Origin of the sequence: Salinisphaera sp. SPP-AMP-43 (assembly GCF_049568105.1) — a bacterium.
GTDB lineage: Bacteria > Pseudomonadota > Gammaproteobacteria > Nevskiales > Salinisphaeraceae > Salinisphaera.
On the sequence record NZ_CP145335.1, the window covers coordinates 360,131 to 385,852 of the forward strand.

Sequence of the window (25,722 nt, forward strand, 5' to 3'; positions counted from 1 at the left end):
GTACAACGCTATACAACAATAAAAGAAATTTAATTAGTCGCATGCTGGATCTGCGACTATATTTTCAATCAATGGCAACGGCGCAATACCGTTGCCAAGCAGAAACGGTGTTCCCCCTTCACCGAATCTGCCCTGCATAGCCGAATCCTACCCGAGTCGATCGGCTGTGCTCAGAGGTGTCGCCCGCCCCCTGGCGGCACCCAATGGCTGGCCCGGATCGGATGCCCTCCCGATCCGGGCCTCTTTTTTTGGGGGACGCTACCCCAAACGCACCATAGATCCCGGCTGTTATGCGACCGTAAACGGCGAGGGCAGATCGCTCTCGGCTGCGGCTTGTTCTTCAACCTCGGTGACGCGGGCCATGCCGGGGCCGTGATGTAGCCAATCGCGCAATCGATCCAGGGCCGAGGCCTCGCCGCGAGCGATGAGTTCGACATCACCATCGGCTCGGTTGCGGACCCAGCCGGCCAAAGAAAGATCGCGCGCGGCCGCGCTGGTGGCGGCACGAAATCCCACGCCCTGAACCCGGCCGCTGACACGAAAATAGCGTGTTTCTGACATGGTGCGTCGCAGGCGTATACTTGGATGCCAGATTGTACATGTTCGAAGGTCCGCGCATGTGGCAAGCCCTAAAACGCCGTGCGGCTGGCTGGAATATCGGCTCGGCGATTGATCGTAGCCGGCCGCGCGATGCCAGTCTTCAATTCAAGCTGCCCAATCCCTATGGCGGCCCGGCCTGGGTCACGGCGACGATCGCCGTATCCAGCCGGCCACGCGGTATCGGGGAAACCGTACGCCTGCGCGGCCATATCGACAGCTGTTTCCGAATGCCGTCTATCGCCGGTGATCGCACCGCCTTGCCGCATGACGATGGACAACGCTCGGCGCGCTCTCTGGCGCGCTACGGGCGTGAAGCCGCAGCGTCATTGGCGCGGCGCGCGGTCGAACATCTGCCCGAGGCGGCCGTGGGTCGATTGGCTGCCCAGCGCCACCGCAGTTGGCTCGATGTACAGATCAGTACTGCCCCCCTGGATGCCGGCGCTCGGGCGTTGATGCCCGAGCCATTGCGGGCAGTCTACGGCGATCGCCTGCCTCAGGCCGGCCCAGGGGGCCCGCGGGTCGGTGTTTGGGCCGGGCCGGCCGGTGGGCTGCGTGGTGGTATGGCACGGTTGGCGATGGTGCAGCTCGACCAGAACGATCTTGGCGAGCGTGCGCGCGCCGAATCCGGCGAACAGCATTTCAGCCTGAATCTGAGTATGGCTGAACTGGTGGAGCCGGCAGGGCCGCCCGATGACGATCGCCGGTCGTCGTGACCGACTCCGATAGCCGGTTTGAGATGCGGTGAGCATGCCGCTGCATCGTGTGCGTTGCGAGACGGGCCGGGCAGCGAGACCGCCGGTACTCGGCCCGAATATCGTAGGCTGTCGATAGCCGCGTATCGGGCGGCCGAGGCATCCTGGCCAATACAAAGAAGATAAAAGGGAAACCGATAATGACCAATTTCTCGATCTATATGATCGGCGTGATGCTGGTGACCGCCGCCCTCGGCTATGCAGCCTATGCACTGGGCGCGGCACCGATGTGGGTCGGTATTATCGTGGTGGTGTTGTTGGGCATGGGGTTGATGGGCGCAGCCAAAAAAGCCGGCTTGGGCAATAGTACAAAACAGAGCCGTCCGCCGCGTTAGTGACCTGTACCGGGGCGGAGGCTCGTGCCCGGCCAGCAGCGCCTCCGAGGCCCGTCATGGTCACGATGCACAGCCGGCGTGCCTGACGGCTGTGTAGAACATGGGGCTCAGCAGCCAGCCGCGGCCAGGGCGTGAACGCTACCGGGCGGATCAGGTAAGCCACGGTGGTATTTGCGCTAGGCTTGTGTTCGCCACATACGGCCCGGTCTGGGGCAACAGGCGGGTGTTTGGGCGTGTTGAGGTGTAGTCCGAGGCGGCCTTGCCCATCATGTGCTGTGCTGCGCGAAGCGGTGCCTCTTGGCGTATCTCGGCTCAGCCGCGCGACCCTGCAGGGCGTCGATAGCGTCCGTATGAACCACGGCCCAACCCCAAAAGATAAGCGCCTGAGGGCACAGACACGAGGGCTATCCCGTGTTGTCATGCACCGAGGGGCGACGTGCAGCGTGCGCTACGCGGCCTCAGGTTGCCTATCGTGGCGTGTCGAGTAAGCACTGGGCCCAGACTCGCGCGACATCTCGATGCACCCTAGCGTTTTCAAGCCGTGTTCACTCTGTGCGGGGCACCACGGGCCGTAATGTCTGGTCGTCGCGCCGGCTGCGTGGGGCCCTGCCGGCCGATTGTCCAGCCTGGTTTACGAGTCGTTGCTCTGGATGCCCAGCCGCGCCAAAAGACCGTCGAATTCATCCAGGTCGTGAAATGCAATGCGCATTTCACCGCGGCGTCGGTTCGGGTCGTAGGACAGCTGCACGCGATTGCCGAGGGCTTCGCTGAGCTGTTGCTCCATGGCGGCCATATCGGCTTTGCCGCTTGAGCTTGGCGGTTCGGCCGGCGCGGCGCTGCGTTGGCGGACCCAGCTTTCAAGCTGGCGTACGCTGACTCGATCGGCGGCGGCCTTGGCCGCGAGTTCGGTCTGAGCCGAGGTATCCAGCCCAGCCAGAATCTTGCCATGGCCGATGCTCAGTCGGCCTTCGTCGAGCAGGGTCTGAACCGGCTGCGCCAGCTGGCGCAGCCTTAAGAAATTGGTTACATAGACCCGTGATTTGCCGATCCGGTTTGCAATCGCGTCGTGGGTCAGGCCATGGGCTTGGCCTAGCCGTGCAAGGCCGTGCGCGGTGTCCATCACCCCGAGCGACTCGCGCTGCAGGTTCTCGATCAGCCCTAGAACACCGGCCTGTTCCGCATCCAGATCGTTACGCACGATGGCCGGCAGCTCGGCCAGACCGGCGCGCTGGGCGGCCCGCCAGCGTCGTTCGCCAGCTAACAGGCGAAAACCGCGTTGGCCGTCGCCGGTGACCACGACCGGCTGGATGACGCCCGAAACCCGGATCGAATCAGCCAGTTCCGCGAGTGCGGCTTCATCGAAGCGGGTACGCGCCTGATCCGGATCGCGCGCGATGCGCTCGATGGGCAGTCGCTCGATGCGGGGCTCGGCGTTATCGGCGGCAGAATGCTTGGATACAGAACTCAAGGGATAGTGCGGTTCGGCGTGCTAGGGTTTAAACGGGACCAGAACAAGTGTAAAGGAATCGTCGGATTCCTAGATCGACAAAGGCGGGTCGATACCAGGCCTGCTAGGGAGGAGGGCTATGCGTACCCGGCAGTTTCTCAAGCCGCGGACCGTATCTCGAGAGGTCGAGGCGCTTATTGACCGGCTGCCGATGGGCAATATCGGCAGTCACGGCTACGATCCCTGGGGGCTGAATCCGGATACGGCCAAGATCACCTTCATGGCCGTGCAATGGCTCTATGAGCACTATTTCCGGGTCGTGGCCCACGGCTTGGAGAACGTGTCCGGCTCGGGGCGGCTGCTGATCGTCGGCAACCATAGTGGCCAGCTGCCGATGGACGGCGTATTGGTCTCGTTCGCGGTGGCGAATAAGAACGAAGAAGCGCGATTGCCGCGATCGATGATCGAGCGCTGGTTTCCGTCTGTGCCGTTTCTGGGCAACTGGATGAATTCGGTAGGCGGGGTGATCGGCGACCCGAAAAACTGCGCCAAGATGCTTGATCGGGAAGAAGCGATCGTAGTCTTTCCCGAAGGCGTGCGCGGTTCCGGCAAGCCGTATCGGCTACGCTACCAACTGCAGCGCTTCGGCCATGGCTTCATGCATCTGGCCATGGAACACAATACGCCGATCGTGCCGGTCGGCGTGGTCGGCTGTGAAGAGACCATGCCCTCACTGGTCAATATCCGGCCGCTGGCACGCATGCTGGGGATGCCGTATTTCCCGCTGTCGCCGCTGGTGCCGCTGCCGGCCCGGGTGATCCTGAATTTCGGCAAGCCGATGGCCTATGCCAACGATGTGCGTAGCGAACGCGATGTCGAGTGGCGGGTAGAAGAGGTCAAGGATGCGATTCGCGACTTGATCGATATCGGTATCGCTCAGCGCAAGAGTATCTTCTAGATCATGACACAGCGTAGCCAGGACGACGGTTCGAATACGGTGAATAACGCATCCGCGACCGGCAGTTCGGGAGATGCCCGTCGTGGCGGGCGTAAGATGCCAGCCCGTCGTGCCCCGGTCGGTGCGCCCCGCAGCGCGGCCCCATCGGTGGGTACAGGGCGTGGCCATCGCGGCAAGATCATGGTCACCGGGGCCGCCGGGGCGTTGGCCCAGCACGTCATCGCCGATCTGATCGAGCGTGGTTATCAGCCGATCGGGGTGGAGTTTCGTGGTGTCCAGCACGAATATCCGGATACCGTCGACTATGTCGTCGATTTCAACCAGCGCCCCTTCGAGGATGTCTTTCGCGAGCATGATTTCGTCGGTATCGCCCATCTCGGGCGGATCCGCTTCACCCAGTCGACCCGGGGGCGGCGCTATTCGGCCAATGTGGTCGGCACGGCCCGACTACTGCGCCTGGCGCGCAAATACGGAGTGGAGAAGGTGCTGGCGCTGTCGACTTTTCATGTCTACGGCGCGGATGCCCGCAACCCGAGCCTGATCGACGAAGAATATCCAATGCGGGCGGCCAATCTCATGCCCGAGATCGTGGATGCCGTCGAGCTCGAGAATCTGTTCAACATCCATCTGTACAAGCACCCAGAGCTCAATATCGTCATTCTGCGCCCCTGTAACATCGCCGGACCGGGCATCAAGAATGAAATCAGCCGCATGCTGGCGCAGCCGATCGCACCTTGCCTGATCGGCTTTTCCCCACTTATGCAATTTATTCATGTCGCCGATATGTCGTTGGCGGTAGTCGCAGCATTCGAGCAAAACAGCCCCGGCGTATATAATGTGGCGCCAGACGACTACGTGACTTATCAGGACGCCCTGCAATTCGCCGGATGCCGCCGTCTGTTTTTGCCCTCGGTTCCCCCGTCGCTTGCCCGGCGGGCCGTAGGTGCACTCGGACATTGGGCGCCGCCGGACTATTTGATCAACTTCTTTAAGTATTCCGTGATCATCGATGGCAGCCTGTTTGCGCGTACCTACGATTTTGAGCCGCAATATTCGTTATCGGAGCTGTTTGCCCACTACCGCGCTCTGAAATAGCGCGGCGGGGGTGTCCGTTCCTTAGGATTACTCATGCTGAAACCATTGCGATCTAGCTTCAGCCTGGCAGGCCTGTTGGCCGTGCTTGTTTTGACCGGCTGTGCCCACAGCCCTCCGTCCGATCCCTGGGACCCTTTGGAAAAGGTCAATCGGTTCAACTACAAGGTCAACGAAAAAGCCGATAAATATGCGGTGCGGCCGGTGGCCAAGGGGTATGACAAGGTCGTGCCCGCCCGGGTCCAGGCCAGCGTCAGCAATTTCTTCGACAACATTGGCCAGCCGGTGACCATGGCCAACAGCCTGCTCCAGCTCAAATGGGGCAAGTTCAACCAGTCGTTGGGGCGGTTCATGGTCAACACCTCCTTCGGTGTTGGCGGGTTGTTCGATGTCGCCACCAAGCTCAACGTGCCGAATCCGGATGAGGATTTCGGCCAGACTCTGGGCTACTGGGGGCTGGGCGCCGGACCCTATATCTATCTGCCGCTGCTCGGGCCAAGCGATGGGCGCGATCTGGTCGGCAGCGCCGTCGATCAGTTCGCCAACCCGATCGATTATCTCGACGAATTCGATGAGATCGACGACGACTATCCGTGGGTGCCGTATGCGCTACGTGGTCTCGAAGGGATCAACCTGCGGGCCAGCCTGTTGGGCTTTGATCAGACCTTGCAGCAGCAGTTCGACCCCTATGCTTTCGTGCGCAGCTATTATTTGGAAAACCGCCAGAAAGCGGTCTACGACGGCAATGTGCCGCCCGAGCTGACCCGCTCGGACGACGACGCCGACGACTTCCCGGCAGCCGCGTCCGAATCGGACAGCAGCGACTAGTCGAGCCGTGTCCGACGCTTCGGACCTGAAGGCGCTCACGGCGATGACGCGCACGCAATTGCATGCGTGTGCCACCCGCTACTACAAGCGTGGGGGCGGTACCACACCGGATGTGGCGCTGATCGTCTATGGCAATGCCGAGGCCGTATTCAAGGATTACGGCCGGGCGGCCTCCGGCGGCTTCGGCCGGGTAATCGCACCGCTGCTTTTATGGCGTGAGGCGACTGCGCTGAATGCGCTCGACGGGTTGACCGGTGTGCCGCGTGTGTATCGGCGTGTGGATGCCCGCGGCCTACTGATCGAGCATTGCCCGGCGACCGTCTGGCCGCAGGCCCGGGCCGGCGACGCCGCCTATGCCCGGCTCGAGGCGCTGGTGCAGGCCATGCACGACCGGGGTATCGCCCACGGCGATCTGCGCGGCGGCGGCAACATCCTGGTCGACGAGCAGGATCAGCCGTATCTGGTCGATTTCGTCTCCCGCATACGCCGCGGATCGACTTGGAATTGGCCCTGGAACTGGCTGTTCCGGCAGTTCGTGACCGCCGACGAGAGCGCGCTGGCCAAGCTAAGACTGCGCTATGCCCGGCACCTGGCCGAGCCGGACGACGAGCGACGCGCCCATCCGGATACACCGCTCACGCGGGCCGCGCGCTGGATCGGCCTGACCGTACGCCGCTGCGTGCGGTGTTTCAGCGCAAGCGACTGAGGCGGTCATGACTCGTATACTGCTGCGTCTTCTGCTGGTATTCATGCCCTTGCTGCGCTGGCCGCTACGGGCCTGGATACGGGTGCGTGTCTCGCCGTCAGATCTAGGCGAGCTGGCGCTCGATCAGGACAAGCCGGTCTGCTATGTGTTGCCGGTGGCCAGCCTGGCCGACTGGCTGGCGTTGGAAGCCGCCTGTGCGGCCTACGGCATGCCGCGCCCCTATCTGGCCGGCAGTCGCCCGCCGACGGTCAAGCGGGCGGTGGTGATGGCGGTGCCGGTCGGGCGCTCGCGCCAGCGTTCCCAACTGCAGCGGCTCGTGACCCGCGGCCTGCATGATCACAGTTTCGACGTGCAATTGGTGCCCGTTTCGGTGTTCTGGGGGCGCAATCCGGTTCAGGAAACCTCGATCTTCCGGATCTTGTTTTCCGACTCCGAGCGTTCCTCCCGACTACGCAAGATTCTGATTGTGGCCGTGAACGGTCGGAATACGTTGGTTCATTTCGGCCAGCCGCTGGATTATCGCGAGGTGGTTGATGCCTCGGCCACGCCCGGGGTGCTGGTGCGCAAGCTGGTACGTGTGCTGCGGGTGCATTTCCGGCGCCAGCGTGCGGCCACGCTGGGCCCGGCCGTGTCTCGGCGCACCCAGCTCATCGATTCGCTGATGGCCGACCCGCGGGTGATCGAAGAGATCACCGAGGCCGCCCGACGCGAGCGTAAGAACGTCGCCGCGACCCGGGTCCGGGCCCGAGAATATGCCGACGAAATCGCGGCCGATTATTCGAATATCGCGATCGGTTTCATGTTGCGGGTGCTGACCTGGCTGTGGCATCGCATCTACGACGGCATCGACGTCAAACATCTGCCGCGCCTGCGCGAGGCCGCCCACGACAATCGCGAGGTCATCTATCTGCCGAGCCATCGCTCGCATATGGATTATCTGCTGCTGTCCTACATCCTTTACCAAGAGGGTTTGGCACTGCCGCAGATCGCGGCCGGGGTGAATCTGAATTTCTGGCCGGTCGGTGCGCTGCTGCGTCGCTGCGGGGCTTTTTATCTGCGCCGTAGCTTCAAGGGCGATCGGCTCTATGGCGCGGTGTTCCGGGCTTATGTCGAAACCCTGGTGGCGCGCGGCCAGCCGATGAAGTTCTATCCCGAGGGCGGGCGTAGCCGTACCGGCCGTCTGCTGGCGCCCAAGACCGGAATGCTGCAGATGACCGTGGCCAGCGCCCTGACCACGAGCCAGAACGCGCCGGTGTCGATCGTGCCGGTCTATATCGGCTACGACCGGGTGATGGAGGTCAACGGCTATTTCGACGAGCTGCGCGGTACCCGGGTGAAAAAAGGCGAGAGCATGGGTGATCTCGTGCGCGGCTCGACCAAGGTGCTGAAACGCAAGTACGGGCGAGTATTCGTATCGTTCGGCGAGCCGATCGAGCTACAGGCGTTCGCCGATGCCCACCTGCCGGACTGGCGCGAGCGCATGAGCGAGCTGGCCGTCGATGCGCGCCCGAAATGGCTGCAGCACTTCGTCGATGATCTGGCCGAGCACGTCATGTGCGGCATCAACGCGACGGCAACGCTGAACGCGACCGGGCTGGCATCATTGATCCTGCTCGGGGCGCCGCAGAAATCGGTGGCCGAGGATGAGATGGTGCACAGCCTCGAGCTGCTGGCCAGGCTGGCCCGCAGCTGTCCCTATTCCAAGGATGCCAGTGCGCCCGAGCCCGACGGCAAGGCCCTGCTGGCCGAGGCCGAGCCGTTGATGCGGTTGATCCGCGCCCCGCATGCCTGGGGCGATATCTTGACCGTCGACTCGCGCCAGGCCGTGCTTCTGACCTATACGCGCAACAACGTCATGCATTTGTTCGCGCTGCCTTCGCTGATCGCCAACTTTTTTGCGCATTTCGAACAGCGCAACGAAAAAGCCCTGCTCGATGATGCCGTAGAGCTGTACCCGCTGCTGGCCTCCGAGCTGTTTTTACGTTGGCCGGTCGAGGAATGCCGCGAGGCCCTGCTCGAAGCGATCGAGGGGCTGATCGAGTGCGGGCTGCTCGCCCGAACGGCCAAGGGCGCACTGCGTCGCCCCGAGGCCGGCAGCCAGACTTTCGCGGTCTTGATGAGTTTGGCGCGCATCATGCGCGAGTCACTGGAACGCTATGCCATGACCGCGACGCTGTTGTCCCGAAACCTGGACGCCGGGGTGGTCGAACGGGGTCGCTTCGAGCGCCAATGCCAACTCATGGCCGAGCGCATGGCGCTGCTGACCGGCCGCAACAGTCCGGAATTTTTCGATTCGCGTCTGTTTCGCAACCATCTACAGACGCTGGTGAAAGTCGGGCTGCTACGCCAGGAAGGCAACCGGCTGTATATCGACGAGGCGCTGCGGCATCTGGCCGACCATGCCCTGCGCCTGCTCGGTTCGGATATTCGCCAGTCGATCGCACATCTGACGTCGATGCCCCAGTTGGAGGACGCCGCACCAGGGCAGGCGCTGGCCTGATGCCGGTCATGGCTGGTCAACGCGCCAAGCCGCCAGTACGGCCGTAGGCACAGACAAGCTAGGGCCGGAGTACGGATGTTCCAGATTGCGGTCGGTATCGCCGCGATTATGGCGGCCTTGGAAGGCCGCTGGTTCGTGTCCCCCTGGATGATGGCGTTGAGTATGAGCGGGCAGGCTATGGGCTTTGGGGCGCATTCGATGATCGCACAGGGCCTGATGTTCGCCAGTTGTGCCTGCACGTTCGTAGGGGCAGTGTTGCTGGGGCGCTTGGTGCGGGTTTATGGCCGGCGAACGCGCCAATAGCGTCGCTCAGACGCGCCGGGGTGGCTGGTCAGCGTGATGTTTGGCAGATTGGTATGGGTATGCCAATCTGCGGCGAAGGGGATGAGCGATGATCAACTGGGCCGTTATGGGCTGTGCCTCAGCCGGGGTGCTGCTGAACATCGGCAATGCCTGGCAGCGCCATAAACAGAACGGCCGCTGGGATCTCGGCCCCGGGCTCATGATCGCTGGAATGAGTGGGCTGATCGGGCTCCAGTTTCTGCCGCCCGGGCCAGCGAAAGAGATCGTCCTGTTGGCGAGCGGTATTGCGGTACTGATCGCTACCGCTTTGATCGTGCGGCGTTTTTGGCGCAGTGACTGGGTGAAAAGGCGAGCCTGCGGCCCCGGTCCAGGTTAACGCGCGCTGCCGCGCCACAAATAAAGCGGCTCAGCGCCGTTGAACGAGCTGTTGGCGCCCATCTGTGCCAGCCAGCCGGCCACGGCCGCAGGCCGGCGGGCCGCCGAAGCCGCAGCGGCCACCAGCGTATCCGGTGCCTGTCGGCCCTGGTAGTAGCGGATGACCTCGGCTTGATCCACGCCGGCGGCCTGTCGGGCGGCTGCTAGGACATCGTTCTGGTGGCCGATGGCGTCGACCAAGCCCAGGCGCTTAGCCTGGGGCGCCGGGAAGATACGCCCGTCGGTGATCATCGCCAGCTGCGAGCGATCCAGCGCGGGGCGATTGCTTGTCACCACGCTCACGAAACGGTGGTACAAGCCGTCGACCACGTTCTGCACGATCGCCCGCTCGTCGGCTTTGGGCTTGCGCAGCGGCGACATGATGTCCTTGTGCGGGCCCGAGGTGATGCTGGTATCGGCCAGGCCAAGCTTGTGCATCAGCCCGGCAGCGTTGACGTCGACGATGATTACCCCGATCGAGCCGGTGATGGTGGTTGGCTCGGCGATCACCCGGTTCGCGCCCATGGCCACATAGTAGCCGCCGGAGGCTGCAACGCCGCCCAGGCTGGCGATTACCGGGGTGCCGGTATCGACTTCGAAGCGCTTGATGCGGTCGTAGATTTCGTCGCTGGCCGCGACCGTACCGCCGGGACTGTCGATGCGCAGCACCACGGCCTTGATATGGGCGTCGCCCTCGGCCTTGTCGAGCACCCGGGAGACCCGGGTCAGCATCGACGGCTGGCGTACCAGGCCCAGCGCGTGGCTGGACGGCGAGGCCGAGATGAAGCCATCGATATTCAGCCACAGGATCTTGGCGTCGCCGTGGCCGCTGATTCGGGTTTCGTGGAGGCTGTTATCGCTGCCGCCGCCGAGCGGTGTATTAATGGTGATACAGCCGGCCAGGGCCAGACAGGACAAAAGCGCCGTACCTACGAGCGCGAGCGTACGCGATCGGCGCATCAGTGGGCCGCGTCGCCTTGCCAGACTTCGATGGCGGCAGCGATCTGCTCGGTGGCCTGAGCCAGACAATGCTTGGCGTCTTCGCGGTCGTCGTCGTCCAGATGCGACCAGCCCATGGCGATATAGCGCGAGCCGCCGTCGATGACCGACTGGTCGTGGACCTGCTGGTAGGCGGCCTCTAATGCGGCGAGCATCTGGCCAATCGCATCCGGCGGCAGTTCGGCTTCCTGGAAAACCATGACGCAGGCAGCGGTGGCGGCATTGTCGAGCAGGACCGGTTTTTCGGCCGCTGCCTCGGGGTAGTGCTCGCGATACAGATCGGCCAGCCGGGTGACCATCTCTACCAGTGCGAGCATGCAGGGCAGGTCGTCGAATAGGTATTTGTGGCCGCGTTTGGCGGCGGTATCGGCCGCTGCCTGCAGCGCTGGGCCAACGATGCGGTGATAGGTGGCCGGATCTAGGGCATCGGGATCGACGGCGTCTGGGTTCAGCGGCTTATCGTGATCTGCAGTCATGGGCGATATCTTGGCATGAGGAGGCAATACAGTGGGCCCGGCGATCAGCTGTCGGGAATACGGACCAGCACGCGGGCGCCGCCCTCCGGGCTGTCGGTCAGTTCGATCGTGCCATTATAGGAATGCACAATCTCGGCGGCCACGGCCAGGCCGAGCCCCTGGCCTTCGCGAGAGCTGTCGGCGCGTACGCCGCGTTCGAGCAAACGCTGAGGCGGTTCGTCGCCAAAGCCGGGGCCGTTGTCGTCGACCCAGATCGACAGCGTGCTGTCGTGGCGCGCGGCATCCACGATCACCTGGTCCTGGCCGTATTTGGCTGCGTTGTCCATGAGGGTGCCCAACAGTTCGGTCACGTCGCCTTCATCGAGTGGCGCCCGCAGATCGGCTGCGATGCGGACATCGAAACGGGTACCGTGTTCGGCATAGACCTTGGTCAGCGCACGGCCGAGGCGCTGGGCGATCGGCGCTAGGGCCAGGCGTCGGGTCAGGCTGCGCTTGCCGGCCGCTGCCGCTTTTTGCAGCTGATAGTCGAGAATATCGTTCATGCGCGCAAGCTGGGCGCGCAGCGGATTACGCTGTTCGGCCGGCAGGGTCTGGTCCTCGGCGATACCGCGCAGAATCGCCATCGGGGTCTTCAGGCTATGGGCCAGATCGCCCAGGGCATTGCGGTAGCGGGTCAGCCGGGCCTGGTCGTTGGCCAGCATGGTGTTGAGGTTGTTGACCAGCGGCTGGATCTCATCCGGATAGTGGCCAGCCAGGCGGCGATCGTCATCGGATTCCAGATTGGCCAGATTGCGCGCCAGTCGGCGCAACGGCGCCAACCCCCAGCGTAGGATCAGCAGCTCCATGATCAACAGCGCCAGGGCCGAGACCGACAACAATGTCCAGAGTACGCTCTGGAAACGCTGCATCTGTTTGGTGAAAGTCGCCGTGCTCTCGCCGACTACCAGGGTGTAGCGATAGTCCTTGCCATCGTTGGTGACCCAGCGAAAGCCAAACGACAGGGTCAGCAGGGTATGGCCGTTGTCTCGGGTCACGCGGCGTTCCTGCCACTGGCCGACGGCCGGCAGACTTGGCATGTCGATGCCGCCGAGCAGCGACGGCGAATGCCAGATCATCTGCTGTTGCTCATCCAGCACCATGGCATACAGCCCGGAATCCGGGCGCGACAGATCCGACTCGGGCAACACCCGCGGGGCTAGGTTGAACTGTCCGTCGTCGGTAATTTCGGCGCTGCCGAGCAGGGCATAGGACAGGCCCTGCAGCTGGTCGTGCTCGGCCTGTTCGGCGCGTTCGCGCACAGCGGTCTGCAGGGCCACGCCGGTCAGCCCAATAAAGGCCAGCAACAGCACCGCGGTGGCGGCCAGAAGCCGCGCCCGCAGCGAATTGATCACGAGGCAGCGTCGTTCGCGGTGCTGCGCGGGCGGTCATCCCGGGCCAATCGATAGCCGCGCCCGCGCAGCGTCTCGATCGGTTTGCGGGTGCCGTCCGGGTCGAGCTTGGCGCGCAGACGGCGTACGAACACTTCGATCACGTTGGAATCGCGCTCGGCGTTCTCTTCGTAGATATGCTCGGTCAGCGCGGTCTTGGAGATCACTTCGCCAGCATGCAGCATCAGATATTCCAGCACGCGGTATTCATAGGCGGTGAGATCGATCGACTGGTTGCCGACGAAGACTTCTTGGCGCGAGGTATCGAGCACGATATCGCCGGATTCGAGCCGCGGCTGGGCCCAGCCGCGCGAGCGGCGTACCAGCGCCTGGATCCGCGCCGACAGCTCTTCCGGCTGAAACGGTTTGACCACATAGTCGTCGGCGCCGGCTTCTAGGCCTTCCACCTTGTCCTGCCAGCGGCTGCGCGCGGTCAGGATCAGGATCGGGTAATCGAGCCCGGCTTCGCGCACTTCGGCGATGATATCCAGCCCGGTCGGCCCCGGCAGGCCGAGATCGATGATCGCGATATCGATCGGGTATTCCTTGGCATAGAACAGGCCTTCCTCGCCTTCGCCGGTTTCGTCGACGGCATACCCATCAGCGCGTAGACGGTCGCTGACCTGGGTCCGCAGTTCGACATCGTCTTCAATTACCAGAGCTCGCATGCAAGGATCCTGTCGCCGCGGCCGGGCTTAACGACGCGCGTCGATATCCACTACGCGAACCCGGCCGTGTTCTAAAATTTTAACCCGATAGTAAGGCCCGCCCGGGCCGCGTTCCAGTACGACGTTGAGCACACGTCCACCAAAGCGTTGTCGTGCGCGTTCGGCGGCGGTTTCCGGGGCAATCGCAGCCTGGCGCCGGGAAGCGTTGCCGTTGTTCCCGGTGTGCTTCGAGTGCTCGCGCGAGCGGCTGTCGATCGGCTGGGCCGTGGCCGGTTGAAAAGCGCGATATTCGGCCGTCTGGATCGTGGCCGCGGCCTGAGTGGCACCGGCCAATAAAAGCCACAGTACGACCAGAGTGACTACGCGTAGAGACGCCTGTGCCGCCCGCGGCGGCACAGGGCCTACGACCGACGGTGGTAAGCGATCCAGTGCGCGATGCATCAGTAGCCCAGCGTTCGGCGCTGCTGCTGACATTGCTGATAGCGATTGTCTTCCATGCGACGTGCATTCCATGCGCCAGCTGCCACACCGGCGGCTGCGCCTACGCCGGTCGCAATATCCTGGCCACTATGGCTGCCGAACTGGTTGCCGATCAGTCCGCCAGCAGCCCCGCCGAGCATGGCTTGGGCTATTGGACTGGTCAGGCCCTTGACCGCGGTATTTCTCGTGTCCGGGGCATAGGCACATTCATAACGGCCTCCCGGCACGGTTTCGAATATCGGATCCACCTGTGCTTGGGGATGGCTGGCACACGCCCCAAGTGCCAGGACAGATCCTATGCAGATGACACGGAAACAGAGTGTTATGCGCATGATCGAGCCTCGTTGAAGCTCGAATCTATTAATCCCGGGCTGAATTTATCCTGAAGCTATCCACGCGGCGCGCACCTTATCGCGACTCTAAGGGCCGCTATGGCCGCCGAGCGCGGGCCGGAGCCGCCGATACGGAGCGCCCGGCCCGGTGGGCTGATCGGCATGCATCGCATGCACCTATAATATGGCTGGCGCATGCGATGCCGGGCCCCAGGGGCAGACTATGGCCGTTGGCCCCGTCCGTTCTAGGGCGCGCAGCGGGGCAGCCAAAATTACTGCGATTGGCCTTCTTGCGGCTGATCTGCCTGGGGCTGAGCGCTCGACTGACCCTGGCCCGCGTTTGACGAGGTGTCGTTCGAGCCTTGCTTGGGCGTCTTGTCGGCGTTGTTGCCGGTGCCTGCATCCGCCGGTTTCGGGGCGCCGTTCTGGCCGTCGGCCACTTCGAGCTGGTCGTTGACATTGGCCACGCCGGCCTGGTCGCGGACCACCTGGAGTGCTTTTTTGTGGGTTTTTTGGTCAGGCACCGTGCCGGTCAGGGTCACTACGCGGTTGTTGACGCCCACCGAGATTGCCGACTTGGCGAATTCGTCCTTGTTCAGCACGCTGCGCTGTAAAGTCCGGAACAGGACTTCGTCGTTGACCGTTTTGTTAACGGCCTGGGTGGCCGCGATGACCTTCTGGCGCGCTTCCTGGAGCTTGTCCTGTGCCTTGTCCAGCTCCTGCTTGGCGTCTTTAACCTCTTTCTTGGCGTCGGCCACTGTGTCCTTGGCCTTCTGACGCGCCTTTTTCGCATCCTGCAGCTTGCTGGTGGCGTCGTTGTATTTTTCCTGCGGGGATTCGGAACAGCCCGCGACGGCCAGAGCCGAAAGCAATACACAGACGATAGCGATGGAGCGCGGTTGCCAGTGGTTCATGAGCGTTGGTTTAGAGTCGGAATTATGGGCCTCAAGATACCAGTTCACAGATGAACGTCACCCGGCCGATGGTTCGCGGCCGCTGCCGTAGGCCGCAGCCCAGGGTATCGCGGGTGTTGCCCGGCCAGGCCTGGCGGCGTTCGCAATGCATCGAGCCCGGTTGAGCGGTTGGCGCCCTGAGCCGGGCTAAAACCGCCCGAATGGCGCGCTGCATCCGCTCGGCGTCGGTCTGTGGCGGCCTAGGCCAACCGGCCAACCGGCCAACCGGGCAAGCGCCCACCGAATTAACTTCTCGATGGTCATCCAGCGTTGTGGCATGCCTGTGCTGCATGCCTGTGTACTACGCCTAGTCGCGTCGTTCCTCGGCAATTTTCAGTACGCGTTTGGCGCGGCCTCGTACGAAACACTCTCAGGCCCTAGAATCCCCTGCCATGGAGATCGCGGGCTATCGTTTTCCCAATGCACTGGCGCTGGCGCCCATGGCCGGCGTGACCGACCGCGTGTTTCGTAGTCTGTGCCGGGGCTTGGGGGCCTCGGTGACGGTCGGCGAAATGGTGTCGGCCCGGAGCGAACTGCGCGATACCCGTAAATCACAGCTGAGACTGGATTTTTCCGGCGAGCCGGCGCCGCGGATCATCCAGATTGCCGGCGGCGATGCGGCCGATCTGGCGGCCGCTGCACGCATCAATGCCGATGCCGGGGCCGATATCATCGATATCAATATGGGCTGCCCGGCCAAAAAAGTCTGGCGCAAGGCCGCCGGTTCGGCGCTGATGGCGGATATCGACCATGTTGGCGAGATCCTGGCGGCGGTGGTGGCGGCCAGCCCCGTGCCGGTGACGCTCAAGATGCGCACCGGGGTATCGGCCGATCGGATCAATGCCGTGGCCATCGCCCGGCGCGCCGAGGCGGCCGGCATTGCAGCACTCGCGGTGCACGGCCGTACGCGCGACCAGCACTATCGCGGCGAGGCCGAATACACCACCATCGCCGCGGTAGCCCGGGCTGTGTCGATCCCGGTCTGGGCCAATGGCGACGTGGATTCGGCGGCCAAGGCCGCGGCCGTGCTCGAGGCTACCGGGGCCGATGGGCTGATGATCGGCCGGGCGGCCTGTCGCCGGCCGTGGCTGTTTCGCCAGATCGCGGCTTATAACGCCGGCCGGGCGTTGCCGGCCGACCCAGATCTGGCCGACGAGCGCGAGCTCATTATCGGCTTGATCGAACAGATCCACGATTTCTATGGCGAAACCCAGGGTGTGCGGGTCGCCCGCAAGCATATCGGCTGGCTGTGCGAACGCCGTCCGCCGCATGCAGCGCTGTATATGGATTTGATGACGGCGCTGACGGCGGCCCGCCAGGTGCGGTTGCTGGAGTGCTATTTCGATGCTGCCGATGCCGCGCCCTCGAGGATTGGCCGGGCGTGACGAGCCGGTGGGGCAATAGGCTTGGGTCGCTGATGATTTTGATCTAGATCAGAATCGATGCCTGCGCGCCGGCCTACCGTAGGCCGAGTCCGCGCTGCGGGCGATCGCTTTTCGATCCAGACCGAGGATACCCAATGAGCTATAAAAGCCTGATCGTGGCCGTTACGGATGCCGAGGTCGGCGCTCGTGCGCTGGCGCAGGCCGCGGCACTGGCGGCCCGCCACGATGCCCATCTGACCGCGCTCTATGTCTACGAGCCGCCGTATTATCGTTATCCGGTGGCTTATCCGGAGATCATCCAGGTCGATCCCGAGGCTGCCCGCGGTGAAGATGCAGCCACCTTGGCAGTCCGCGATGCGTTTCAGGCGAGTTGTCGGGCCGAAGGGGTCGAGAAATACGAATGGCGGTTTGTCCGCGGCGAACGACTACATGTGCTGGCTTTGCATGCCCGCTATGTGGATGCGCTGGTCATGGCCCAGGGCGATCTGGCGGCCCAGGTAGCGATTGCCTCGCCGCGCCCGGTGATCGCAGTGCCCGCCGAAGCTTCGGAACGGGCGCCCGGACGTCGAATCATGCTGGCCTGGAATACCAGCCGCGAAGCCACGCGGGCGGCCACCGCGGCGTTGCCGCTGATGGCCGAGGCCGAGCGGGTATGGGTACTGACCATTGACGCTGCGACCGGCGACTGGCGCGGCCATGGCGCCGAGCCCGGGGCCGATATCGCGCTGTATCTCGCGCGTCACGGTATCGAAGCCGAAGTCCGCCAAGTCGACAGCGATACCGACGGCGTGGCCGATACGCTGATCACCGAGGCGATCGAGATGAATGCCGATCTACTCTGTATGGGCGCCTATGGGCATTCCCGGCTGCGCGAACTGGTCCTGGGCGGGGTCTCCCGGGAAGTCATGCGCGGCCCACTGCCCATGTCGGTGTTGATGGCCCATTAGTACGGACGACTAGAGTACGGACGACTAGGCCCGGCCGTGACTTGGTCCGCGTCGGTCTCATCCACAGGCTGGACGGTCACAGCCGGCATGCCGTTGCAGCCGGCTCTGGCGTCGCACACTCGTGGCAGGGCGATGCAACGAGCTTGATTCCTGGCGGGGCCATGCCGTGGGGGCCGTGTCTAGGCGAAGTCCGCCGGGCGAGGGCGTGTTGAGGTTGCGCGCGAGTCCTTGTCCCGAAGGGGCGCCCAGATTGCGTCGGGCGGCGTTACGAGCCTTGATCGTGACACGCCCGGAACCGGCGGCTCGCGGCTGGCCGGCCACGACTTGGGGCGGCAACGCGGCGCTCGGACTTAACCTCAACACGCCCTAGCGCGATGGGCCGGTCAGCTCCTGGGCCTCCAGCCGACCACGCAGCTCGCGGATTTCATCCATCAGTTCCAGCGCCAGGGCAATGCCCGAGGTATTCAGGCCCAGATCCTGGGCCAGGCGTCGCGCGGTATGTACGCGGGGCAGATGGGCGGCCGCGAAGCGCCACTGTCGTTCCTGCGGGGCGATCGGCTCCAGAATGCCTTCTTCGACCAGTAGCGTGACCCATTCGGCGTGTACGCCACAGGAGCGACAGATCTGGCCCAGGGTCATCGTTTCGCTGTGTTCGACGATCTCGCAGCGGATCGCGGTGTAGCTCTTGTCCTGCATGTCGTACCCCGGTTATAGACCCAGGCTCTGGCGTGGATTGAAATCCATATCCCGGGCCATTTGTTCATAGAGTCGGCGCGCGGATTCATCGGTATTCGGCGGCAGCACAATCTTGAGCGTGACTAGCAGGTCGCCCGGCGTCTTGTCGGGCATGCCGCGCCCTTTGAGTCGCAGCCGGCGCCCGCTGTTCGAACCGGCCGGGATCTTGAGATCCACGGCGCCGGCTGGGGTCGGTGTTTTGACCGTGGCCCCGAGTGCGGCCTCCCAGGGGGCGACCGGCAGTTCCAGAGTCAGGTTCTTGTCGTCGACCCGGAACAGCGGATGGGCCCGGAATTCGACTTCCAGATAGAGATCGCCGGCCGCGCCACCCCCCAGGCCCGGCATGCCCTGACCGCTTAGGCGCAGCTGTTGGCCGGCGCGTACGCCCTTGGGGATGTTGACCCGTACGGTGCGCTCGCGGCTGATGGTCCGGCCATGTGCATCGATTTCCGGCATGCGTAGCGACAGCGTCTTTTGGCCACCCCGGAAGCTGTCTTCCAGATCGAGGGTGATCCGGGCGGTCTGGTCCTGGCCGCGCAGGGCGCCGCCGGCAGCCGGGCTGGCACTGTGGGCCCCGGCCTGGCGGAAGCCGCCGCGACCGAACAGCGATTCGAAGAAATCGCTGAAATCGCCGGCGTCGGCGCGGGTATAGCCGCCGCCGTGGAAGTCGAAGCCGCTGTCCCAGCCGGGGGGCGGCTCGAAGCCTTGCCCGGCCTGGGCGCCGCCGCGACCGAGTTGGTCATAGGCGGCCCGTTTTTCCGGATCCTTGAGTACTTCATAGGCCTCGTTGGCCTCGCGAAAACGCTCGGCGGCGTCTTCTGCCTGGCTGACGTCCGGATGGTACTTGCGGGCCAGCTTGCGATAAGCCCGTTTGATCTCATCCTCGCCGGCGTCACGGTCGACGTCGAGAATCTTGTAGTAGTCCTTGTACTCCATAACGTATTCGCCAAGACAACCAGAAATACGCCCGAGGCGGGAATCTTTGAAGTATAAGCAGCGCGTGCGCGACTTGGGGAGGGCCGCGCTCAGCAGGCGAGCAGCATCGGTACAGTGGCCTGGCGCAGCATGCTGTAGGTGACCCCGCCAAAGGCCAGTTCGCGCAGCCGCGAATGCCCATAGGCGCCCAGGCACAATAAATCGGCACCGCTTTCGGCGACCTGTTCCAGCAACACGTCGGCAACGTCACGGCGTCCGCGCGAACGGCGCATTACCTGCACATCGATATCGTGCCGCGCGAGATAGAGGGCGATATCCGCGCCGGGTTCGGCGCCATGTGCGTGGTCGGCCGCCGAGTCGTCCTCGACGACCAGGAGTTCGACGGTTTCGGCATCGCGTAGAAACGGCAGCGCGGCTGTAACGGCACGGGCGGCCTCGCGGCTGGCGTTCCAGCCGATCACGATACGCCGGCCGATGGTGTCGAAGCCGTATTCCCGGGGCAGTACCAGCACCGGTCGGGTCGCGCCGAGGGCAACTACGGCCGGGGTCTCGAAGCTGACATGATCATCGTCGTCCTCGGCGTCATGCTGGCCCATGATGACCAGGTCGGCGTTGCGGGCGGCGGCGGTCAGTAGATCGGCCGTGGTCTGGTCGGCCAGTTCGGCGCAGCGATACTGCCAGTCGTAGTCGGTCACGCCGCGCCGTTCGAGTTGTCGGACAAACGCGGCATCCAGGGTCTGGTCGTGCTCCGCGGCCTCGGACTCGTCGTTTTCGATCATCTCCGGCGATACCGCGACCGGGTAGGAGCCCGAGGCGACATAGCCGTGGTAGGTCGGCACATGCGTATGCAGCCCGGTGAGATGGGCCTGCCAGCGCAGCGCCAGACCGGCGGCGGCCGCGGTCACCGCGGCTTGATGCGAGTCATCCTGAACATGCAGGAGGATAGTCGTGTAATCCAATGTTTTCCCCTTCCAACGCGAGGCCCCGAGTGTGGCCGGTGCGCTGTTTTTTCCGTTGATCTGTGTCAATAGGTGGCCGGCGACGTCGTCCTAGATTGCCTCCCGACAACGGCCTGCGGGCCAGCGGAAACATGCCATCCGAAACTCGGGAGACAAAGATGAAACTAACGCCATTCGTCACCGCCGCCACGGCGGTCTGTGCGTTCATGGCCGCGTTGCCGGCCGGCGCGGCGCAAACCGCTCAAGCGGGCGATGTGATCGTGCGCATGGGCGCGACCTGGGTCGCGCCCAATGAAGATACCCATGCCGTGTCGGGCGAGTTGGCTCCGGCCCTGGCCGGCACCGATGTGCATGTCGATAACGATCTCCAGTTCGGGCTGACGCTGGCCTACATGATCACCGACCACATCGATATCGAACTGCTGGCGGCTTCGCCGTTCAAGCACGATGTGTCGTTGCACGGCGGTGCACTCGGCGGTACCGACCTGGGTTCGATCAAGCATCTGCCGCCGACACTGAGTGTGGATTACCACTTCGATACCGGGACCCCGATTTCGCCCTATGTCGGCGTCGGCGTGAATTACACGATGTTCTTCGACGAACGCGTCGACAGCGAGGCGGCCGCGGCCGGGGTGACCGGTCTGGATCTGAGCAATTCGTTCGGCCCGGCGGCCCAGGTCGGGGTGGACTACAACATCGGTGATCATTTCCTGGTCAACGCCGATGTACGCTATCTGCAGATCGACACCAATGCGCATGTACGCACCGCGACCGGCCGGACCAAGGTAGATCTGGATATCGATCCCTGGGTGTACACAGTCGCTGTGGGGTATCGCTTCTAAACAGGGTTCGCGCGTCTAGTGGTCAGGCATCGCGTGGGTACGGGGTTGCGGCTATTGATCGGCGACCCACGCCCCGCGCGATGCCCAAGAACTGAGGGTGTCGAAATCGAGAATATCCACATCCGAGCGTTGTACGGCGATCACGCTGTAGTCCTGCAGACGATGCAGCACACGGCTGACGGTCTCGATGCGCATGCCCAGAAAATTGGCCAGATCGGCCCGCTTCATCGATAGCCGGATCGGCGAAGCCGGCAGCCCGCGCATCTGGCGCCGGCGCGATAGACTGAGCAGCAGGGTGGCGATACGGCCTTCGCTGCTCTTGCGGCCGAGGGTGAGCAACAGCTGTTCGTCCTCGGACAGGGCCTGGCTCATTAGGCGCATGAGCTGGCGGCGCAGGGCGGGTAGCTGATCGACCACCTGGTCCAGGCGTTCGAAGGGGATACGACAGACCTGGCTGTCCTCGAGCGCGATAGCACTGCAGTGGTGTTCTTCGTCGCCGATACCGTCCAGGCCGAGCAGATCGCCTGGATAGTAGAAGCCCATGATCTGTTCCAGACCTTCGGCATCGATGACCGATGTTTTCATGGCCCCGGCGCCCACGGCATAGATCGCGGTCAGACGGTCGCCCTGGGCGAACAGTTCGCGGCCGCGGGCGACCGGTTCGCCAACATCGACCAGGTTTTCTAGTTCGGCGACCGCATCGGCGTTCAAGCCGTAAGGCAGGCATAAATGCGACAACGAGCAGCGACTACAGGCTTGCTGCATGTCGTTGAGATGGCGAAATGTTGCGGGCATGGACGCTTCCTGGCTACCGGACCCCTTGGCTAGATTAACGAAAAAATAGCCCCGAGTAGATAATCCTCGTTTCTTGGCGTGCCCGATCTACTTTCTTCGCGGCAGCAATAGTCCGAATACACGGGCCTGACGCTCGATAATACCGGCTTCCATGTCGAACCGGTTGCCATGGTGCGATCGGATTCGCACCGTTTACGTGCGTAATCGGACGTTGATACAGATCAACAGGCCGGTATGCCGGCGCCGCTAATCTCGCGGGCAGTTCTCGTTCGTGACCTGTTTCCTTAGCCATCATGAATCCTGCCGCCGCTTCTTCTCTGGCCTGGCTTAAGGCCCAGCATGCCCGTGTTCGTGGCCCGGCCGGTGCCGCGATCGGTTACGGGCTGGTGAGCGGCGTGTTGTTGATCGTCCAGGCCGCGTTGCTGGCCCGAATCGCCAACGCGGTGATCTTCGAGGCGGCGGCTGTACCGAAATTGACGGGCGCTCTGGCCGGGCTGGCCGCGGTCATCCTGGTTCGCGCCGGCCTGGCTTATGCCAGCCAGCAGGCTGCATTCGTGGCCGGGCGCCGGATCAAGGCCGATGTTCGAGGCCGGCTGGTGGCGCGCCTGGCGACGCTCGGTATCGTCTGGCAGCGCAGCCGGGCGACCGGCGATCTGGTCAATACCATCAGCGACGGCGTCGAGGCGCTTGAATCCTATTACGCGCGCTATCTGCCCCAGGCAGCCCTGGCCGCGCTCATTCCGTTGGCGATCCTGGTGGTCGTGGTGCCGATCGACTGGGTCTCGGCGTTGATTCTGGCACTCACCGCGCCGTTGATACCGGTGTTCATGGTTTTCATCGGGCGCGGGGCGGAAAAGCTCAACCAGCGCCAGTGGCGGCGCATGGGGGTGCTATCGGGACATTTTTTGGATGCCCTGCAGGGCCTGACCACGCTCAAGATCTTCAATCTCGGCGCCCGCGAGGCGCGCTTGATCGAACGCCTGTCCGATGAATACCGGGTCGCGACCCTAGGCGTGCTGCGGCTGGCGTTCGTCTCGTCGCTGGTACTCGAGTTTCTGGCCACGGTCAGCATTGCGATGGTCGCGGTGTTGATTGGCTTCCGGCTGCTTTGGGGCGAGATCGGCTTCGAGGCCGGCTTCGTGGTGCTGCTGTTGGCGCCCGAGTTCTATCTGCCGCTACGCAATATGGGCAGCGTCTACCATGCGCGCATGGAGGCGATTGGCGCAGCCGAGGGGATCGCCGAACTGCTGGAGGCGCCGGCCATTCAATGGCCAGGAACGCGTCGCGACGGGCTGACTGCGAATCGGGCGCCGCAGATCGAATTGGCCGGGGTGGGCTATCGCTATCCCGATGGTACAGCGGCGCTGGCCGATATCGACTTGGCTATCGCCCCGGGCGAAACCGTGGCCATCGTCGGCTCTTCCGGGGCCGGCAAGAGCACGCTGGCCTTGTTATTGCTGGGCCTGCTGGTGTCTACCACCGGTCGGGTGACGGTCGACGGTATCGACCGGGCCGAGCTGGATCGCGACTACTGGCTGTCCTGGCTGGCCTGGGTGCCCCAGCAGCCACGGCTGTTTCATGGCAGCGTGCGCGATAATCTGCTGATCGGCGCGCCCGAAGCCGATGAGGCAGCGCTCTGGTCGGCCCTGACCCGTGCCCGTGCGAATACGTTCGTCGAGGATCTGCCAGAGCAGCTGGACACCGCGCTGGGCGAGCGCGGGCTGCGGCTGTCCGGTGGTCAGGCCCAGCGCCTGGCGATCGCCCGTGCACTGGTCGCTGATGCGCCGGTCGCCGTGGTCGACGAGGTCAGCGCCCATCTCGATGGGCCGAACGAAGCGGCTCTGACCGAAGCACTCGGCCAGCTCGGCGCCGATCGGACGCTGATTGTGGTCGCGCATCGGCTGGCCACCGTGCGCCACGCCGATCGTATCGTCGTGCTCGAGGCCGGGCGTATCGTCGAGACTGGCACTCATGCCGAGCTGATCGCCAACGGCGGCGCCTATGCCCGGTTGGCGGGCGAGGCACGATCATGAGCGATCTGCGCTGGTGGTTGGCCCAGGCACGCCCCTACTGGGGGTGGCTATTGCTGGGCATCCTGGTGAGCATCGTGACCGTGGCTGCCAATATGGCGTTGCTCACGGTGGCCGGCTGGTTCATCGCCAGCATGGCGGTCGCCGGGCTAGCCGGTGCCGACATGAACTATTTCACGCCGGCAGCGATGATTCGTGGGCTGGCGATCCTGAGGACCGGTGGCCGCTATATCGAGCGTCTGATCACCCATGACGCTACGCTGCGCCTACTCACTGGGCTGCGGGTATGGTTTTATCGCCAGGTCGAGCCGCTGTCGGCGACCCAGCTGTCGGCATTTCACAACGGCGATCTGCTGGCCCGGGTACGGGCCGACATCGACACCCTGGACAATGTCTACCTGCGGCTGATCATGCCGGTCACGGTGGGTGGTGTATGCCTGATCGGGGCAGTGGTGGTTTGGGCCTGGTACAGCCCGGCGGTTGCGTTGGCCGAGTTGGTGCTGCTGGTCGCCGCCGGCGGCTTGCTGCCCTGGGCGATCGAACGCGCTGCGCGGGCGCCGGGGGCAGCCTCGGTAGCGATTGGCGCGCGGCTCAAGGCCAGTCTCGTCGATACCGTCGAAGGCTTGGGGGAGCTGACGGTATTCGGTGGGCTGGCACGGCGCGAAGCCGAGATCGCGGCGCTGACCGAGCAGCGCCTGAACTGCCAAGCCAGGCTGTCGCGGTTGACCGGCCTGGCCGATGCCGGGCTGTTGATTCTGACCCAGCTCGCGGTGCTGGCCGCGATTGTGTTGATCGTGCCGGTAATCCGGGCTGGCGTATTGGCGCCGGTAGATTTCGCTCCGGTGGTGCTGCTGGTGCTAGGCAGTTTCGAAGCCGTGGCCCAGATGCCGGGCGCCTGGCAGGCACTGGGCCAGCTGCGCGCGGCTACCCGTCGGCTGCGGGCCTTCGAGGCCATGCGCCCGACTATCGTCGAGCCGGACCGTCCGGCCCCGGCGCCGCGCGATCACCACCTGGTTTTCGAGCATGTATCCGCCCGCCATCGGCCGGATGCGCCTTGGGCGCTGGCTGATGTGTCGCTGTCGATCGCGCCCGGCGAGCATGTGGCCGTGGTCGGGGCCAGCGGGGCCGGAAAGAGCACCCTGATCGCGCTGCTAGCCCGGCTGGCGCTGCCTGAGCGCGGCACCCTGGTCTGGGGTGGTCGGCCGTTGGCCGACTATCGCAGTGCCGATCTGCGGGCGGCGATCGCGCTGGTGCCGCAACGGGTCTATCTGTTCCATGCCAGCGTGCGCGACAACCTGGCCGTCGGCAATCCCGAGGCCGACCAGGCCGCGATGATCGCGGCCGCGCGTGCGGCCTGTATCCACGACGAGATCATGGCGTTGCCCGAGGGCTACGACACGCTAGTGGGTGAGGAAGGGCTGCGGCTGTCGGGTGGCCAGATTCGGCGTATCGGTATTGCCCGGGCGCTGCTGCGCGATGCGCCGGTCGTGATCATGGACGAGCCCGGCGAGGGTCTGGATCGGACGACGGCCGCGCGTATCCGCGCCCGAATGGCCTCGGTCCTGGCCGGGCGGACGTTGATTGTCGTATCGCATCAGCCCGAGTGGGTAGCGGGCTGCGAACGTGTCGTGGTGCTCGATCGCGGCCGGGTCGTTGCTGATGGGCCTGGCGTGCAGGTAGCCGCAGAAAGCCCGGAATATCGGCGCCTGCAGGGGGGCGCGGTATGCGTTGATCCAGATCAACGACCGGTCGGGGCAGTCCCCCTAACCTTGCTCGAGCCGTCGCTGTCCGACCCGGCCGCCGGCGCCAAACCAAGAGACTGA

Annotated in this window: 27 protein-coding genes; 14 read left to right on the plus strand and 13 right to left on the minus strand. The window is 64.1% G+C overall.

The features are described from left to right. Positions 1-288 precede the first annotated feature (288 nt). Positions 289-561 carry an acylphosphatase gene (locus V5738_RS01485; protein WP_423822623.1) on the minus strand — a complete coding sequence of 91 codons (273 nt, stop codon included), beginning with the start codon at positions 559-561 and terminating at the stop codon, positions 289-291. Positions 562-617: 56 nt separating this feature from the next. Between V5738_RS01485 and V5738_RS01490 the strand changes: the two genes are divergently transcribed. Both V5738_RS01490 and V5738_RS01495 read left to right on the plus strand, forming a co-directional pair. Continuing rightward, a complete protein-coding gene (locus V5738_RS01490; RefSeq protein ID WP_423822624.1) occupies positions 618-1,313 on the plus strand; it encodes a hypothetical protein in 696 nt (231 codons plus the stop codon). Positions 1,314-1,492: 179 nt separating this feature from the next. Continuing rightward, positions 1,493-1,687, plus strand: coding sequence for a hypothetical protein (locus tag V5738_RS01495; protein ID WP_423822625.1), 195 nt, complete (start codon positions 1,493-1,495; stop codon positions 1,685-1,687). 631 nt (positions 1,688-2,318) lie between these two features. Here the strand turns inward: V5738_RS01495 and V5738_RS01500 are convergent. Next, positions 2,319-3,155: a ParB/RepB/Spo0J family partition protein gene (locus tag V5738_RS01500; RefSeq protein ID WP_423822626.1), complete on the minus strand. Its 837-nt coding sequence runs from the start codon at positions 3,153-3,155 to the stop codon at positions 2,319-2,321. 118 nt (positions 3,156-3,273) lie between these two features. Between V5738_RS01500 and V5738_RS01505 the strand changes: the two genes are divergently transcribed. The 7 genes from V5738_RS01505 (at position 3,274) to V5738_RS01535 (ending at position 9,897) form a co-directional block, all read left to right on the plus strand. After that, positions 3,274-4,092 (plus strand): lysophospholipid acyltransferase family protein, encoded by an 819-nt coding sequence (locus tag V5738_RS01505; RefSeq protein ID WP_423822627.1) that lies wholly within the window; start codon positions 3,274-3,276, stop codon positions 4,090-4,092. A 3-nt stretch (positions 4,093-4,095) separates the two neighbouring features. After that, positions 4,096-5,187: an NAD-dependent epimerase/dehydratase family protein gene (locus V5738_RS01510; protein ID WP_423822628.1), complete on the plus strand. Its 1,092-nt coding sequence runs from the start codon at positions 4,096-4,098 to the stop codon at positions 5,185-5,187. Positions 5,188-5,220: 33 nt separating this feature from the next. Further along, positions 5,221-6,012 (plus strand): MlaA family lipoprotein, encoded by a 792-nt coding sequence (locus tag V5738_RS01515; RefSeq protein ID WP_423822630.1) that lies wholly within the window; start codon positions 5,221-5,223, stop codon positions 6,010-6,012. Positions 6,013-6,055: 43 nt separating this feature from the next. Further along, positions 6,056-6,718: a hypothetical protein gene (locus tag V5738_RS01520; protein ID WP_423822631.1), complete on the plus strand. Its 663-nt coding sequence runs from the start codon at positions 6,056-6,058 to the stop codon at positions 6,716-6,718. Positions 6,719-6,725: 7 nt separating this feature from the next. Then, complete coding sequence (gene plsB / locus V5738_RS01525; RefSeq protein ID WP_423822632.1) at positions 6,726-9,218, plus strand: glycerol-3-phosphate 1-O-acyltransferase PlsB; 2,493 nt, start codon at positions 6,726-6,728, stop codon at positions 9,216-9,218. 75 nt (positions 9,219-9,293) lie between these two features. Further along, complete coding sequence (locus V5738_RS01530; RefSeq protein ID WP_423822633.1) at positions 9,294-9,521, plus strand: hypothetical protein; 228 nt, start codon at positions 9,294-9,296, stop codon at positions 9,519-9,521. An 88-nt stretch (positions 9,522-9,609) separates the two neighbouring features. Beyond that, entirely contained in the window at positions 9,610-9,897 is a 288-nt protein-coding gene (locus V5738_RS01535) for a hypothetical protein (RefSeq protein ID WP_423822634.1), read from the plus strand. Here the strand turns inward: V5738_RS01535 and sppA are convergent. The 7 genes from sppA to V5738_RS01570 all read right to left on the minus strand — a co-directional run bounded on the left by sppA (position 9,894) and on the right by V5738_RS01570 (position 15,231). Continuing rightward, positions 9,894-10,895, minus strand: coding sequence for a signal peptide peptidase SppA (gene sppA / locus V5738_RS01540; protein ID WP_423822635.1), 1,002 nt, complete (start codon positions 10,893-10,895; stop codon positions 9,894-9,896). The two genes, V5738_RS01535 and sppA, sit on opposite strands and share 4 nt — an antisense overlap. Further along, the gene (locus V5738_RS01545) at positions 10,895-11,410 is read right to left on the minus strand and encodes a hypothetical protein (RefSeq protein ID WP_423822636.1); all 516 of its coding nucleotides are present in this window, start codon (positions 11,408-11,410) and stop codon (positions 10,895-10,897) included. Before V5738_RS01545 ends, sppA begins: the two co-directional genes overlap by 1 nt. A 44-nt stretch (positions 11,411-11,454) precedes the next feature. Further along, positions 11,455-12,801, minus strand: coding sequence for an ATP-binding protein (locus tag V5738_RS01550; protein ID WP_423822637.1), 1,347 nt, complete (start codon positions 12,799-12,801; stop codon positions 11,455-11,457). Then, complete coding sequence (locus V5738_RS01555) at positions 12,798-13,505, minus strand: response regulator transcription factor (protein WP_423822638.1); 708 nt, start codon at positions 13,503-13,505, stop codon at positions 12,798-12,800. Before V5738_RS01555 ends, V5738_RS01550 begins: the two co-directional genes overlap by 4 nt. Positions 13,506-13,532: 27 nt before the next feature. Then, entirely contained in the window at positions 13,533-13,946 is a 414-nt protein-coding gene (locus V5738_RS01560; protein WP_423822639.1) for a PepSY domain-containing protein, read from the minus strand. Beyond that, positions 13,946-14,233 (minus strand): glycine zipper 2TM domain-containing protein, encoded by a 288-nt coding sequence (locus V5738_RS01565; RefSeq protein WP_423822640.1) that lies wholly within the window; start codon positions 14,231-14,233, stop codon positions 13,946-13,948. Before V5738_RS01565 ends, V5738_RS01560 begins: the two co-directional genes overlap by 1 nt. A gap of 356 nt (positions 14,234-14,589) precedes the next feature. Beyond that, entirely contained in the window at positions 14,590-15,231 is a 642-nt protein-coding gene (locus V5738_RS01570; RefSeq protein WP_423822641.1) for a BON domain-containing protein, read from the minus strand. 431 nt (positions 15,232-15,662) lie between these two features. Between V5738_RS01570 and dusB the strand changes: the two genes are divergently transcribed. Continuing rightward, the gene (gene dusB, locus V5738_RS01575) at positions 15,663-16,655 is read left to right on the plus strand and encodes a tRNA dihydrouridine synthase DusB (RefSeq protein WP_423822642.1); all 993 of its coding nucleotides are present in this window, start codon (positions 15,663-15,665) and stop codon (positions 16,653-16,655) included. Positions 16,656-16,789: 134 nt separating this feature from the next. After that, positions 16,790-17,602: a universal stress protein gene (locus tag V5738_RS01580; RefSeq protein ID WP_423822643.1), complete on the plus strand. Its 813-nt coding sequence runs from the start codon at positions 16,790-16,792 to the stop codon at positions 17,600-17,602. 366 nt (positions 17,603-17,968) lie between these two features. On the opposite strand, the gene V5738_RS01585 is transcribed toward V5738_RS01580, so the two are convergent. The 3 genes from V5738_RS01585 to V5738_RS01595 form a co-directional block, all read right to left on the minus strand. Then, positions 17,969-18,298: a chaperone modulator CbpM gene (locus V5738_RS01585; RefSeq protein WP_423822644.1), complete on the minus strand. Its 330-nt coding sequence runs from the start codon at positions 18,296-18,298 to the stop codon at positions 17,969-17,971. A gap of 12 nt (positions 18,299-18,310) precedes the next feature. After that, positions 18,311-19,273 (minus strand): DnaJ C-terminal domain-containing protein, encoded by a 963-nt coding sequence (locus tag V5738_RS01590; RefSeq protein WP_423822645.1) that lies wholly within the window; start codon positions 19,271-19,273, stop codon positions 18,311-18,313. 89 nt (positions 19,274-19,362) lie between these two features. Beyond that, entirely contained in the window at positions 19,363-20,232 is an 870-nt protein-coding gene (locus tag V5738_RS01595; RefSeq protein WP_423822646.1) for a universal stress protein, read from the minus strand. Positions 20,233-20,390: 158 nt separating this feature from the next. Here V5738_RS01595 and V5738_RS01600 point away from each other — a divergent pair, with 158 nt between their 5' ends. Beyond that, entirely contained in the window at positions 20,391-21,074 is a 684-nt protein-coding gene (locus V5738_RS01600; RefSeq protein WP_423822647.1) for an OmpW/AlkL family protein, read from the plus strand. Positions 21,075-21,125: 51 nt separating this feature from the next. Here the strand turns inward: V5738_RS01600 and fnr are convergent, their stop codons facing one another. Next, positions 21,126-21,869 (minus strand): fumarate/nitrate reduction transcriptional regulator Fnr, encoded by a 744-nt coding sequence (fnr, locus tag V5738_RS01605; RefSeq protein WP_423822648.1) that lies wholly within the window; start codon positions 21,867-21,869, stop codon positions 21,126-21,128. A gap of 293 nt (positions 21,870-22,162) precedes the next feature. Here fnr and cydD point away from each other — a divergent pair, with 293 nt between their 5' ends. Together cydD and cydC are read left to right on the plus strand one after the other, a co-directional pair. Continuing rightward, a complete protein-coding gene (gene cydD, locus V5738_RS01610) occupies positions 22,163-23,902 on the plus strand; it encodes a thiol reductant ABC exporter subunit CydD (RefSeq protein ID WP_423822649.1) in 1,740 nt (579 codons plus the stop codon). Then, complete coding sequence (gene cydC / locus V5738_RS01615; protein ID WP_423822650.1) at positions 23,899-25,722, plus strand: thiol reductant ABC exporter subunit CydC; 1,824 nt, start codon at positions 23,899-23,901, stop codon at positions 25,720-25,722. Before cydD ends, cydC begins: the two co-directional genes overlap by 4 nt.

Excerpts from the sequence above, each read along its gene's own strand:
- V5738_RS01485 (WP_423822623.1), bottom strand. The coding sequence starts at position 561 with ATGTCAGAAACACGCTATTTTCGTGTCAGCGGCCGGGTTCAGGGCGTG.
- V5738_RS01490 (WP_423822624.1), top strand. The coding sequence starts at position 618 with ATGTGGCAAGCCCTAAAACGCCGTGCGGCTGGCTGGAATATCGGCTCG.
- V5738_RS01495 (WP_423822625.1), top strand. The coding sequence starts at position 1,493 with ATGACCAATTTCTCGATCTATATGATCGGCGTGATGCTGGTGACCGCC.
- V5738_RS01505 (WP_423822627.1), top strand. The coding sequence starts at position 3,274 with ATGCGTACCCGGCAGTTTCTCAAGCCGCGGACCGTATCTCGAGAGGTC.
- V5738_RS01510 (WP_423822628.1), top strand. The coding sequence starts at position 4,096 with ATGACACAGCGTAGCCAGGACGACGGTTCGAATACGGTGAATAACGCA.
- V5738_RS01515 (WP_423822630.1), top strand. The coding sequence starts at position 5,221 with ATGCTGAAACCATTGCGATCTAGCTTCAGCCTGGCAGGCCTGTTGGCC.
- V5738_RS01520 (WP_423822631.1), top strand. The coding sequence starts at position 6,056 with ATGACGCGCACGCAATTGCATGCGTGTGCCACCCGCTACTACAAGCGT.
- plsB (WP_423822632.1), top strand. The coding sequence starts at position 6,726 with ATGACTCGTATACTGCTGCGTCTTCTGCTGGTATTCATGCCCTTGCTG.
- V5738_RS01530 (WP_423822633.1), top strand. The coding sequence starts at position 9,294 with ATGTTCCAGATTGCGGTCGGTATCGCCGCGATTATGGCGGCCTTGGAA.
- V5738_RS01535 (WP_423822634.1), top strand. The coding sequence starts at position 9,610 with ATGATCAACTGGGCCGTTATGGGCTGTGCCTCAGCCGGGGTGCTGCTG.
- sppA (WP_423822635.1), bottom strand. The coding sequence starts at position 10,895 with ATGCGCCGATCGCGTACGCTCGCGCTCGTAGGTACGGCGCTTTTGTCC.
- V5738_RS01545 (WP_423822636.1), bottom strand. The coding sequence starts at position 11,410 with ATGACTGCAGATCACGATAAGCCGCTGAACCCAGACGCCGTCGATCCC.
- V5738_RS01555 (WP_423822638.1), bottom strand. The coding sequence starts at position 13,505 with ATGCGAGCTCTGGTAATTGAAGACGATGTCGAACTGCGGACCCAGGTC.
- V5738_RS01560 (WP_423822639.1), bottom strand. The coding sequence starts at position 13,946 with ATGCATCGCGCACTGGATCGCTTACCACCGTCGGTCGTAGGCCCTGTG.
- V5738_RS01570 (WP_423822641.1), bottom strand. The coding sequence starts at position 15,231 with ATGAACCACTGGCAACCGCGCTCCATCGCTATCGTCTGTGTATTGCTT.
- dusB (WP_423822642.1), top strand. The coding sequence starts at position 15,663 with ATGGAGATCGCGGGCTATCGTTTTCCCAATGCACTGGCGCTGGCGCCC.
- V5738_RS01580 (WP_423822643.1), top strand. The coding sequence starts at position 16,790 with ATGAGCTATAAAAGCCTGATCGTGGCCGTTACGGATGCCGAGGTCGGC.
- V5738_RS01585 (WP_423822644.1), bottom strand. The coding sequence starts at position 18,298 with ATGCAGGACAAGAGCTACACCGCGATCCGCTGCGAGATCGTCGAACAC.
- V5738_RS01590 (WP_423822645.1), bottom strand. The coding sequence starts at position 19,273 with ATGGAGTACAAGGACTACTACAAGATTCTCGACGTCGACCGTGACGCC.
- V5738_RS01600 (WP_423822647.1), top strand. The coding sequence starts at position 20,391 with ATGAAACTAACGCCATTCGTCACCGCCGCCACGGCGGTCTGTGCGTTC.
- fnr (WP_423822648.1), bottom strand. The coding sequence starts at position 21,869 with ATGCCCGCAACATTTCGCCATCTCAACGACATGCAGCAAGCCTGTAGT.
- cydD (WP_423822649.1), top strand. The coding sequence starts at position 22,163 with ATGAATCCTGCCGCCGCTTCTTCTCTGGCCTGGCTTAAGGCCCAGCAT.
- cydC (WP_423822650.1), top strand. The coding sequence starts at position 23,899 with ATGAGCGATCTGCGCTGGTGGTTGGCCCAGGCACGCCCCTACTGGGGG.